The organism is Bacillus sp. TE8-1 (assembly GCF_008368855.1).
GTDB lineage: Bacteria > Bacillota > Bacilli > Bacillales > Bacillaceae_G > Bacillus_A > Bacillus_A cereus.
Genome location: NZ_QPET01000046.1, coordinates 1 through 11,836 on the forward strand (window position 1 = coordinate 1; position 11,836 = coordinate 11,836).

Sequence of the window (11,836 nt, forward strand, 5' to 3'; positions counted from 1 at the left end):
TAAATGGAGAAGGAATTAATACGAAGGAAAGGCTTAAAATGATTAAAGAAAAAAAATTATTGATTCATAATATTGTATTTCTTTTAGTAAAAGCTAATTAGAAAGCGCTATTTTTAAATAATAAACTAATAAATAACCAGAAATCTTAATATTGTTTTATTCGACTTATTTTCAAATAGTCAAAACATAAAATTAATTAGACTTTTTTTTTATGTTTTATGATAGTATATTGATTGGTAAGACCTCTATTTTTAAGAGTAGGTCATATAAGTATATCTAATTTAATGGAATTTAATATTTGGAGGTACAACATGGGGAATGTTGAAAAATTGGCAAGTCTTCTAATAGAAGAACCGAAAAGAGAGCAGTTATTTCCTTTATTTGAAGAAGTGTTTGGAATTAAAACTCAAACATTGAATGATTTTTCGGATAAAGGATATTGGGATGATACATATAAAGCTTTATCGTTTTTACAAGAAGATAAAGTGATTGCAAATGTTGCGGCATTTTCACTCCCATTATTAATTAATGGTGAAAAAATAAATGCAGCGGGTATTCAATCAGTAATGACACACCCTAATTTCCGTAGACAAGGGCTAATGACACAATTAATGGGTAAAATGATAGAAGAAATTGATAAGAAATGTGACTGTGCATTATTGTTTACAGAAAAACCTGAACTATATACAGCATTTGGGTTTAAAGTTGTGCAGGAATATTTGATGACTATACCATATGATAAAAATATTAATAATAACGATTCACTACTTAAAAAGTTAGATTTCTATAATATAGAGAATAGACAGTTAATACATGAAACTATTGATAGTAGCCAAAGACTTTCAAATAGTTTTTCAACTTTAAACTTCCATCCTTCATTTTATTTGAATATGTATGATTCGGAATGGAATGAGAAATTGTATTATTCAGAGAAACTAGATGCTCTAATCGTTTATGAAGTAGACAATGAAAAGTTGAAATTATTTGGAGTATTTGCGCCAGTACTTCCGGTTTTAGATGAATTATGTGGAGAAATCAATGAAAGGTTTACGGAAATCGAATTTTATTTTTCTCCGGATCAATTAGGGGTTGAGGATGTACAGTTTACAGAATTACAGTCTAGCAAGTATTTAATGGTTCGAGGTGATAAAGAGTTAGATTTTAAAGGTTATAAATTCCCAGTATTAGCGGAGTTTTAAATGACTATATAAATGCTTTATTATGGAGGAGCTATGAATATATCGTATATACCAGAACGTATTGAGCAACTCACTATAATGAATGTACCTGAGTACTATAAGATTAATGATAATCATGCGTTTATTGTCCGTTCGAAAGCAGAAACCGATTTTTGGCTTAAAACACATTATGGTTTTGAAGTAATGAATGGTCATGTATTTTATAATGAGATGATGACAGACTTTCAAGCTGAAGTTCAGTTACGTATGAATCCAAATTCAAAATTCGATCAAGCAGGTCTTTTTGTTATGATTTCGGAGAACTGTTGGCTAAAAACATCTTTAGAATATATCCCTGAAGGGCCATCTCACTTAGGTGCTGTCGTAACGAATAATGGATATTCTGACTGGTCAACGCAAGATTATCCAACTGAAGCAGCTAAGCAACAACTTTGTTTTCGAATTATTCGAAAACGCGGTGATTATATAATATATGTGAAAAAGAGCCATCAATGGGAACAAATAAGAATCGCTCATTTAATGGAGGATATAGGGAATGAGCCTATTAAAATAGGTTTTTACACGTGTAGTCCTTCTAAAAATAAGGGATTTGAGACTGAGTTTTTAAATTTTACAATTGAAGAAATATAGATGAAAAACCGTATTCTTTTCATTAAGAATGCGGTTTTTGTATTTACATAATATAAAGCACATTTATTGACCAGAAAGTCATTAATACTTATCATTTAATAATGTTAAATATTAATTTACATAATATAATAGAAGTAATGAAGAAATTACAAAATATATCGCTTAAATAAGGAGGGATATGAATTATTCAGTGGTAATTTCATGGGAAAAGGAGATTATGTATGAAATCATTTCGTAAGTTATTACAGTATTTAAAACCATACATGTTCTTCGCTATTATTGGGCCGCTATTTATGGTACTTGAGGTTGCGATGGACTTAATTCAACCGACTATTATGCAACATATCATTGATGTTGGGATTGCAAATCGGGATTTAAATTATGTAATAAAAATGGGGCTTCTTATGATAGGAGCAGCAGCACTCGGTTTAGTTGGAGGGCTTGGGTGTATGATGTATTCTACAAAAGCAGCTGTTAATTTCGCTACAGACATACGAAAAGATGTGTTTGCGAAAATAGAAACATTTTCTAGTAATAATCGGGACTCATTTGGAACAGGTAAATTATTAACGATCGTAACAAATGATATCACTTCTATTCAATCGGCAATGACGATGACATTACGTGTTCTGGTTCGTGGTCCACTGTTATTTATCGGAAGTATAATTATTGTTTTTGTAACAGCGCGAGAGTTATTTCCAATATTACTTGTAGTTGTTCCGATTTTATTACTTGCGATTATTTTAATTGCAAGTAAAGCAAGTGGTACATTTAAAAAGGTGCAAGAGGCATTGGACAAAGTGAATACAAAGTTACAAGAAAATTTATCTGGTGTGCGTGTTATAAAAGCGTATGTAAGACAAAAATACGAAATCGCTCAATTTGGAAATGTAAATACAAATTTAACGAAGATAAATATTCGAGCTGTGCAACTTATTTCTTTAATGATGCCAATCATTATGCTAGTTGTAAGTGGCGGGATTGTCGCAACATTATGGATTGGTGGAGAAAAAGTATTCAATGGAACGCTTCAAGTAGGAGCGATTTTGGCATTTATTAATTACTTGAATATCATTTTAATGTCACTTATGTCGATTAGCATGGTATTTATTCAAATTGCGCGAGCTTTTCCATCTGCGGAGCGTGTACAGCAAGTGTTAAATACCGAGGTTGATATTATAAGCGAAGCGAATGCGATCGAACCTGAGAAAATCGAGGGGAATATCGAATTTAAAAATGTTAGTTATAGCTATACGAAAAATAATGAATACGTTTTAAAAGATATTTCGTTTAGCATACAAAAAGGTGAAAAAGTAGGGATTATTGGATCAACTGGAAGTGGTAAATCTACCTTAGCGAAACTGTTACCACGTCTATATGATGTGGATCAAGGTGAAATATGTATAGATGGAATAAATGTTAAAACATATGATTTGCAAAAACTCCGTGCTTCAATAGGGTTTGTACCTCAGAAGGCATTGTTGTTCTCAGGTAGTATAGAAGAGAATTTACGTTATGGTAAAGAAGATGCAACACATGATGAGCTGGAAGTAGCAGCTGCATCAGCTTGTGCGACTGAGTTTATCAATAAGCTGGAAGAATCTTATCAATATAATTTAACACAAGGTGCGACAAATCTATCAGGTGGACAAAAACAACGTGTATCAATTGCAAGGGCACTTGTGAGAAAACCGCCGATTCTCATATTAGATGATTCTACATCAGCAGTTGATGCGAAATCAGAGGCTACTATTCAAACAGCTTTAAAAACAAAATATAAAGGCACAACGACTTTATTAATTGCGTCCAAAATTTCTTCCATAATGGATGCGGATAAAATACTTGTATTAGATAATGGTGAATTAGTTGGCAATGGTACACATGAACAATTATTAGAACAAAGTGAGGTTTATCAGGAAATTTATCTTTCCCAAGGTGGTAATTTGCATAAAGAAGGTGGGGAAGAACATGCGTAATTTTCAAGGGCAATTTGCTAATAAAGGTGGACGAAACACGCCAAAGATGGGGAAAGCTAAAAATGCTCAAGGAACTGTAATGCGGATATGGAACTATATGGGCTACCAAAAAGCTGCTCTTATGTTTGTTATATTTCTAGTCGTTGTTACTACTTTACTTGGATTATTAGGTCCCTATTTTATGGGGGTCATTATAGATCAATATATTGTACCGAAAGATTTAAGTGGTACAGCAAGAATGTGTATGTTACTTATCGCGATTTACGGTGTAACTGTACTTTTAACATGGTTACAAACATTTGTCATGATTAACGTTGCATTAAAAACAATTCAAAAAATACGACAAGATATTTTTGAGAAAATCCAAACGCTTTCTTTACGGTTCTTTGATGTGCGTTCCCAAGGTGATTTAATGAGCCGTGTGACAAATGATATAGATAATTTGAATCAAGCTTTGACACAAAGTGTTGTACAAATTATTTCATCAGCGTTAACTTTTATAGGTGTAACGATTGCGATGTTCGCTTTAAATTGGATTTTAGCAATTGTAACTTTAATTACAGTACCTATTATGTTTTACGTTACAAAAAAACTAGTTGCATATAGTGGTAAAAACTTTGCGAAGCGTCAAAAAGATTTAGGTGAATTAAATGGATTTATTGAGGAAGCAATTACAGGTGCGGATGTTACAACGTTGTATGGAAAAGAAAAAGAAACTGTCCAAAATTTCAATAAAATTAATGAACAGCTAAGAGTTTCAGCTACGAAGGCTGATACATTTTCAGCTTTTATTTTTCCAAGTATGAACTTTATTAATAACTTAGGTATGGGGCTTGTCATTGGGACTGGATCAGTTATGGTCTTAAACGGAATGACAACAGTAGGAGTTATTGCGGCTTTTATTAATTATTCTCGTCAATTCTCAAGACCGCTAAGTCAATTTGCGACTTTAATGAATACAATTCAAGCGGCAGTTGCTGGTGGAGAACGTGTTTTTGAGATTATGGATGAGGTACCAGAAATTCAAAATAAAAAAGACGCATTTGTTGTACAAAATTTACAAGGGCATGTTGCACTTGAGAATGTTTCATTTGGCTACGCAGAAAATAAAACAATTTTAAAAGAAGTGAGTCTTAAAGCGCAGCCAGGAGAGACAATTGCTTTAGTTGGTCCGACTGGATCAGGGAAAACAACAATCATTAATTTGTTAACTCGCTTTTACGATATACAGCAAGGACAAATTCATATTGATGGAAAAGATATAAAAGATTATGATATTAATTCTTTACGAAGTAAAATTGGAGTAGTTTTACAGGATACGTATTTATTTGCTGGTTCAATTATGGATAATATCCGTTATGGACGCTTAGATGCTACTGATGAAGAAGTTATCACTGCAGCTAAGGCAGCATCTGCACATTCTTTTATTAAGCATTTGCCAAATCAATATGAAACAGAAATTGCTTCAGAAGGATCGAATTTAAGTCAAGGACAAAAACAACTTCTTGCGATTGCACGAGCAATTTTAGCAGATGCAGATATATTAATTCTCGATGAAGCGACATCTAATATTGACACAAGAACAGAATTACAAATACAAGCAGGACTAAATAATTTAATGAGAGGTCGCACAAGTTTTGTGATCGCTCACCGACTTAAAACAATTGAAAAAGCAGATCAAATCCTTGTTATAAAGGATGGGGGAATTTTAGAAAGAGGGGATCATGAATCTCTCATGGAAGATAAAGGGTTTTATTTTGATTTGTATACGAGCCAGTTTAAAATATAGTAAAAGCATTGATATGTTGCGGTTTCTCTTGAGAGGAGAAACCGTATTTTTATATTTGTAAATATTACTATTCAAATGGTCTTTCACTATATATTTTAAAAGCATCCCCTGTATGCTAGGAAAAACATGTGAATAACGATTTAATGTTATGAACATATCTTTATAACTGAAGTGTTCACTTATAGTCTTTGGATGTATACCTTGTTTCAAAAGTAGCGTAGCATGTGTATAACGTAAATCATAAAATCGAACCTTATAAATTGGAATTTAAATAAAAAGAACGCTGTTAAAAGCGCTCTGAGACAAACCATATATTTAGAGAGGAATCAAGATAATATATGGATATTGTGTGAGAATGTTGTAGGTTTTAATGAAAAATAAAGCACACATATAAGTGTGCTTTTATGAACGCTTTAGATTTGTATGACTATATAGTCATACAATAAAATATGCTTGTTTAATATAAATGTGTGTCAAATCTATAAAAAGATATTGTGTATAAGGAACAATAAATGTTAATTAGCCAAGTCTTTTGTTTTTATCCTGCTATTTGCCGGGTAGTAAGACCCCCACCTCAAAATTCAGCAGAAGCAAAGAAGTTAGGCGGGGGCTGGACTGCCCGTAAAGTCCGATTGGTGAGGGCTGATTAAAGTTTCACTTTATTAACGAATTTGCGCAACTGTTAACGCTGCAGAACGAATATCTACTGTACCTATTACTTCAACGGGGACAATTTGAATTAAATCACCAGGGTTTAAGTTAATTAGAATGACACCACTTGATACATCGACTTCACCAGTTCCGATAATATTAGAACGGACTGCGGTTCCGGATCCTGCAATAACATTAGTCGATGAATTTAATGTCAAGAAAAAGCGTGCTGCTTCCGGGGCTAATGGAACGTTATCAAGGCTAATCGTTAATGTATAGCTAATTTGATAAATACCAGCTACCTGAATTTTAATACCAGTTCCAGTACTAATTGTATCATTGATTACAGGGACAGTAATATTAGGATTTGGGCCTGTACTAGGTAATAGTAGTGGTGTAAATAATGTTGCAAATTGAGGTGAAGTAGCATTGAAGGCAAAACCTAGGGCAGGTAGTGTACTAGGTGCTTGTGCTTCACAATTAAAATTAGCGAATTTACGAATGGATGAGCGCATATTTTCACTCCTTTCTTGTATTTAGATTTCGTGAGTATTAACTTCACATTTTGGACAAGCATAATACAATATATGAAAATTTATAGTAGATAGTGCACAAGCATTACTATTACGGATAAAGCTATGAATAATAATAAATACTATATGGAAAAAGCAGTTAGCTAACTGCTTAGTAGGTTCTCCAAGAGCAAATAGGCGCAAAATTATTGCACTCTCAAAAAGATCACTACAGATAAGTGCTCTTTTTGAGAGTGAGTATAAATTTCTATCATTCTATCTAGTATTTGCACTGTATTATGTAGTTGCTACTAAAATTGATGTGAATTTTTAAAATTAGAGGTTTCTTTTAATGAAACCTCTAAAAAGACAACTAAATTTACGTTATAGTAAATTCAATTGCGATAGGAGTGCCTCCATCTAGGACTGCTCCTCCTACAATAGTAGCAGCTGTAGTAGTCACACCAGTAATAGTATCACCTGTTTGAATAACACCATTAATATAAAGTGTTAAAAAGGCATAAGAAGCAGGGAATGTTGTTACAGCACCAGTGTCATCAGTGAAGTCTGTGTTAGCAAAAGTTAAATCTGCTCCAGCAGCAGTTCCTGTTGCGGCTGTACTGACAAATCGTCTTCCAGCTATAAAAGGTTTAACGATAGGCATTTATATTCACCCCTTTTTGAGAATTAACTTAGACAAGTTTTTTGAAAGTTTTGTCCTGTATCGTATATTATGCTGTGCTTCTACTAAGAGATACGGCTTGTATACTAGTAAATAAGTATAATTATTATGCATTTTTATAAGTTAGGTTCTTATAAGTAATTAAGTGGTTAAGGTTGGATTTTGTATATGGTATGTTTATGTTAAAAAAGAGAGCTCTTTTAGAAAGAGCTCTTAATCAAATTATTATCTTAGTGTTGGAGGGAAACTGGCGGCCTCAGTGACAGATGGTAGAAATAATTTACGTGGTATTGTAATAAATTCAAGCGCAATTTGCTTTGGATAAAAAAGTATTTGAGTTAAATCTAGAGCATGTATTAATAGTATCATGAAGCTTGTAAGAATGATAAAACTACCCCAAAAGAAACTTTTTGAAGTGTTGCGGAAATCTTTTATTAAAGAAAAGAATGAAAAAAATGCGGTAACAATGAGAATAAAAAATTTATACTTATCAGCCATTGTGATCCTCCTAAAGAACAGTAATTTATATTATATCGTATTTTTCAATATTATTATAAAAAGATTTTAAAGTGAATAATAAGAAAAAAATAAAGCCATAACTTAAAATCTTAGTTTAGGTTCTATTGTTTGAATTCTTTGTTTTAGAAGGTATAAAATCTGAAATTGAAAATTTTCCAAATGAACTACCATTTTTTATTTCTGATCCAACATCAAGTGCTTAATGAAATGGTATGAAAGATTATAGGCTAGTGATACGAGATTAAATAAGAGGAATTTCCGTGCAGCAAGAGTTCTAGCTCAGATTTCTACTAGAGAAAAGTATTTAGTTGGAGTTGGTACGTTAATAAAAAACGGATGGATGTCGAAACTAAATATTCATGACATTAAGGACAAAGATCAGGAAATATAATTTGGTATTCTGGGAATAACCGGAGATCCGTAGTTAAGGTTGCATAGTATTTGTATTTTTTTTCTAATTTTTCAATTGTTGTTAAGTGATGAGAACCTAATCCGCGTCGTACACTATGTTGAGAAAGAGTCGGCCCAATTTGTAATTTTCGTTTTTTCATTGCATCGTTCCATGGACTATAAAAAAATTTAAAAATAAAAGCAGGTTCCATGTAAATGCTATAAGGATAATGCGAACCATGTCTCCCGACTCTATAGTTCCCGTGCGAATTATTGTGAATTAATCTACCGTTAAGATATAGTTGGTTTGGATTAGGTTGAATTATTATGCCGTGATAACGTTGTTTAACAAGCGGAGAGCTATATCTTGGATTAGTGTAGCCATGAGTCGGTTCATCAATCATCATAATCATTCTTATTGAAAACATATTGCCGCCCATAGTGTTAAGTGATTTGAAAAATTGTTCTTTATTATAACAGCACAGGAATTCTGTCGTATTCAATACCATTTTCCAGCCTGTAATTTCTCTTTCAATTTCCATAACTTCTTGATCAACTAAATAAGCATCAAATTCGAATGATTTTGAGTTTCGTATTTCCCAATTAGGAGCGAATGTTTTACAGATTTCAACTGAACGATCAGTGGATCCACGGTTAATAAGAATGCCATGATCAAATAGCTTTGTATGGTGCATTAACCACCACGGAAGTAAATATTCTTCATTGTAAAAATGAGAAATTAAAGTAGTCTTAATCAAAATCACCTCCGTATTTAACCTGCTTCTTATTTAATATGATATGGAAGGAAACCTATTGTTAGAAGGTTTCCTCTTAAAAGTTTTAAACCACATAGGGTATGTGGATGGATTAGTATGTAAAGTAGTCTGAATGATAAAGAGTGGTATTAAAAAGTACAAAATCTAAAATGAGCATCGAATTAGTGTATAACGATTGAAACGGCACTGAAAACTAATAAAACAGCCATAATGATGTTAAATAATTGATTATGTTTTAATAAAAGTTTTTGGAACATGGAACCAAAAAGGCTCCAACTAAATGTACTCAGTAAACCGACTATACCTAGAAATAATGAGAAAAGTAGAAAACTTGAATATGAATTGTAGTAAGGGAGTATAAAAGTAGAGACTACTGTGAGTCCGAATAATATTCCTTTAGGGTTAATAAATTGAAGGAAAATACCCACTGTAAATAAGTTTTTATTATTTTTTTCATTGTGACCGGCACCGCCTTTACTAGTAATTATTTTAAAGGCTAAATATAGCATATACGCGATACCTAAAATTTTTAAAGGAAATTCAATTATAGGGATAATATTAATTAATACAATATTAAAGAAACTGCATAAAGAAGTGAGGATGAAAAAACCGAATGCTACTCCAAAACAAAAGTTTATGCTTCTCTTTAATCCGTGTTGATTTGCGTATGTCATAGCTAAGAAATTGTTAGGACCAGGTGTGAAGCTACTTATAAATACAAATAACAAAAAAGAAAATATAGGCATTTCAAAACCTCCTAATTTTTTGTATGTTATAATGACCAAAAAGAACAGTATAACGTGTGCTTTTTATTATACATAACGGTCGTTATATTGTATACAGTGTAGGAGTGTTTTTTATGGAAGAAATTCAACTTATTCTGGCAAAAAATTTAAAATCAATACGTGAAAAAGAAAAATTAAGTTTAGAAAAGGTCTCTCAATTAACAGGTGTAAGTAAAACAATGATTGGACAGATAGAAAGAGGAGATTCAAGCCCGACACTAACAACAATATGGAAAATTGCTAATGGTTTGAAAGTATCATTTACCTCTTTAATTAATAATCCACAGCCTGATACGAAAGTAGTTTTACGAAATGATGTTCAAGTATTGTCTGAAGACAATGGGAGATATAAGGTGTATCCCTCATTTCCTTTCCAAGATAATAGGAATTTTGAAATCTATATGGTTGAAATTGATACAGAAGGGAAATTAAGTTCAGAAGCGCATAAAGAAGGAACAGAAGAGTTTATAACGGTATTTGAAGGGAAATTGACAATTGACATAAACGATTGTCAATATACGTTAAATAATGGAGACTCAATTCGCTTTAAGGCGGATAGACCGCATACTTATACTAATTCAGGAAGAACATTAACGCGGTTAAGTATGACTATTTATTATCCAGCTTTATAAGCTGGCAATAATATAAAGAGTAAATGTGTATTGTTAAAACCATCTATAAGAGATGGTTTTATTTTTTGAATATAAAAAAAGACACTCAATTGAGTGTCAATATAGTATTGCTCTCGCGTATAGGATTGGAGATGTTCCTCAAATACATATTGAGATGGTCTGTAAAGAAGAAACGATCTTCATCTTTAATGTAACACCGACATAGGGGAAGTGTAAATTGATAATATATATACGGAAAATTTAGTATAGATGTTTTCTACTATGGATATAGTACAATTTATTTTTATTACGTAATCACTATCGTAATATTTATCAATTGAGTATTTAGATTGTTTATTATAAAAAGAATGAATCATTTTTTAATCAATTCGTATAATTGTAAGAGAGGCACCTGTTGATCCACCTCCAACTAAATTCACGACAGATAATATACCAAATAATTGTAGTGAAATTGTATTACCAGCATTTAAATTAGTAATTAAATTATTACTATAATTTGAAGTTGATAAAGCGGGAGAAAAAATAGAGCCAGGAATTGGCGTAGAAGCGTTTAATAGTAGTCTAGTTCCAGCAAGTAGAGCGGTTGTCGTATTAACTTGATAGGTTAAATGATATCTTCCAGTTACAGGAATTGTAAATACGTCATTTGAAGCGTTAACTGTAAAATTACCAAGACTTTGGTTATTTGAAAGTGGAATGTTTGTTCCTCCTAATATGACTGAAACAGGACCACCTGATGTATTATTAGCGAACATAGAGTTTGTTGTAACGATAGACCCAGTACTACCGGTAGGCCCAGTACTTCCGGTAGGCCCAGTACTTCCAGTAGGCCCCGTAGGTCCAGTAAGCCTGTAAGGGAAAATAATGTCAAGGGCCATTGACATTATTTCTTTTTTTCTAATTTCATTATTATCTTGAATATAAATCACCTCATCTTTTTAAATAAGAATGTAATAGATTTAGTACTTTTTAAATAGAATGATTAATTTATTATATTAATTAAAGCGGTTATAGCAACGGTAAAATGTTTAATATATGTAATAATTCTTTGGGAAGAAAAAAGAGAATAGTTATAAAGTTATTCTTTAATGATAGGGTCATAATGATGTGTATGAATTAAAAAACATGTGGAATGAGGTATTAAATTGAAACGCAATGACAATTTATCATTGAATAAGGGGATGATAGGCCCAGAAAATATTGGACCTACATTTCCGATTCTTCCACCAATTTATATTCCAACAGGAGCAACAGGGCCGACTGGAATAACGGGGCCGACCGGAATAACAGGAGCA

12 protein-coding genes are annotated in these 11,836 nt (G+C 32.2%); 6 read left to right on the forward strand and 6 right to left on the reverse strand.

The genetic code is table 11. The annotated features are described in order from the left end of the window. Nucleotides 1–311: 311 nt before the first annotated feature. The 4 genes from DN404_RS29250 (at nucleotide 312) to DN404_RS29265 (ending at nucleotide 5,594) form a co-directional block, all read left to right on the forward strand. Nucleotides 312–1,199, forward strand: coding sequence for a GNAT family N-acetyltransferase (locus DN404_RS29250; RefSeq protein ID WP_000528663.1), 888 nt, complete (start codon nucleotides 312–314; stop codon nucleotides 1,197–1,199). A gap of 33 nt (nucleotides 1,200–1,232) precedes the next feature. Further along, nucleotides 1,233–1,829, forward strand: coding sequence for a DUF1349 domain-containing protein (locus DN404_RS29255; RefSeq protein WP_149215804.1), 597 nt, complete (start codon nucleotides 1,233–1,235; stop codon nucleotides 1,827–1,829). Between the two features lie 221 nt (nucleotides 1,830–2,050). Continuing rightward, entirely contained in the window at nucleotides 2,051–3,805 is a 1,755-nt protein-coding gene (locus DN404_RS29260) for an ABC transporter ATP-binding protein (RefSeq protein WP_016122491.1), read from the forward strand. Beyond that, on the forward strand, nucleotides 3,798–5,594 hold the full coding sequence (locus tag DN404_RS29265; RefSeq protein ID WP_149215805.1) for an ABC transporter ATP-binding protein: 1,797 nt from the start codon (nucleotides 3,798–3,800) through the stop codon (nucleotides 5,592–5,594). Before DN404_RS29260 ends, DN404_RS29265 begins: the two co-directional genes overlap by 8 nt. Nucleotides 5,595–6,256: 662 nt before the next feature. Here the strand turns inward: DN404_RS29265 and exsF are convergent. The 5 genes from exsF to DN404_RS29295 all read right to left on the reverse strand — a co-directional run bounded on the left by exsF (nucleotide 6,257) and on the right by DN404_RS29295 (nucleotide 9,870). After that, nucleotides 6,257–6,760 (reverse strand): exosporium protein ExsF, encoded by a 504-nt coding sequence (gene exsF, locus DN404_RS29275; RefSeq protein ID WP_001257876.1) that lies wholly within the window; start codon nucleotides 6,758–6,760, stop codon nucleotides 6,257–6,259. Between the two features lie 376 nt (nucleotides 6,761–7,136). Then, nucleotides 7,137–7,421: a DUF4183 domain-containing protein gene (locus DN404_RS29280; RefSeq protein WP_001123247.1), complete on the reverse strand. Its 285-nt coding sequence runs from the start codon at nucleotides 7,419–7,421 to the stop codon at nucleotides 7,137–7,139. Nucleotides 7,422–7,664: 243 nt separating this feature from the next. Then, on the reverse strand, nucleotides 7,665–7,937 hold the full coding sequence (locus DN404_RS29285; protein WP_000774115.1) for a hypothetical protein: 273 nt from the start codon (nucleotides 7,935–7,937) through the stop codon (nucleotides 7,665–7,667). 386 nt (nucleotides 7,938–8,323) lie between these two features. Then, nucleotides 8,324–9,106, reverse strand: coding sequence for a glycosyltransferase family 2 protein (locus DN404_RS29290; protein ID WP_000598280.1), 783 nt, complete (start codon nucleotides 9,104–9,106; stop codon nucleotides 8,324–8,326). A 179-nt stretch (nucleotides 9,107–9,285) separates the two neighbouring features. Beyond that, nucleotides 9,286–9,870, reverse strand: a complete 585-nt coding sequence (locus DN404_RS29295) for a LysE family transporter (protein ID WP_149215806.1) — start codon at nucleotides 9,868–9,870, stop codon at nucleotides 9,286–9,288. Nucleotides 9,871–9,926: 56 nt separating this feature from the next. On the opposite strand from DN404_RS29295, the gene DN404_RS29300 reads away from it, so the two are divergent. Beyond that, on the forward strand, nucleotides 9,927–10,541 hold the full coding sequence (locus DN404_RS29300) for a helix-turn-helix domain-containing protein (protein WP_113732221.1): 615 nt from the start codon (nucleotides 9,927–9,929) through the stop codon (nucleotides 10,539–10,541). Between the two features lie 359 nt (nucleotides 10,542–10,900). Here the strand turns inward: DN404_RS29300 and DN404_RS29305 are convergent, their stop codons facing one another. Next, nucleotides 10,901–11,470 (reverse strand): BclA C-terminal domain-containing protein, encoded by a 570-nt coding sequence (locus DN404_RS29305; protein WP_149215807.1) that lies wholly within the window; start codon nucleotides 11,468–11,470, stop codon nucleotides 10,901–10,903. Between the two features lie 216 nt (nucleotides 11,471–11,686). Here DN404_RS29305 and DN404_RS29310 point away from each other — a divergent pair. Continuing rightward, nucleotides 11,687–11,836: exosporium leader peptide-containing protein (locus DN404_RS29310; protein ID WP_141402285.1), on the forward strand; the 150-nt coding region annotated here is incomplete at its 3' end.

What these genes read in the sequence shown, in the direction of transcription:
- DN404_RS29250 (WP_000528663.1), top strand. Translation starts at nt 312, where the DNA reads ATGGGGAATGTTGAAAAATTGGCAAGTCTTCTAATAGAAGAACCGAAA.
- DN404_RS29255 (WP_149215804.1), top strand. Translation starts at nt 1,233, where the DNA reads ATGAATATATCGTATATACCAGAACGTATTGAGCAACTCACTATAATG.
- DN404_RS29260 (WP_016122491.1), top strand. Translation starts at nt 2,051, where the DNA reads ATGAAATCATTTCGTAAGTTATTACAGTATTTAAAACCATACATGTTC.
- DN404_RS29265 (WP_149215805.1), top strand. Translation starts at nt 3,798, where the DNA reads ATGCGTAATTTTCAAGGGCAATTTGCTAATAAAGGTGGACGAAACACG.
- exsF (WP_001257876.1), bottom strand. Translation starts at nt 6,760, where the DNA reads ATGCGCTCATCCATTCGTAAATTCGCTAATTTTAATTGTGAAGCACAA.
- DN404_RS29280 (WP_001123247.1), bottom strand. Translation starts at nt 7,421, where the DNA reads ATGCCTATCGTTAAACCTTTTATAGCTGGAAGACGATTTGTCAGTACA.
- DN404_RS29285 (WP_000774115.1), bottom strand. Translation starts at nt 7,937, where the DNA reads ATGGCTGATAAGTATAAATTTTTTATTCTCATTGTTACCGCATTTTTT.
- DN404_RS29295 (WP_149215806.1), bottom strand. Translation starts at nt 9,870, where the DNA reads ATGCCTATATTTTCTTTTTTGTTATTTGTATTTATAAGTAGCTTCACA.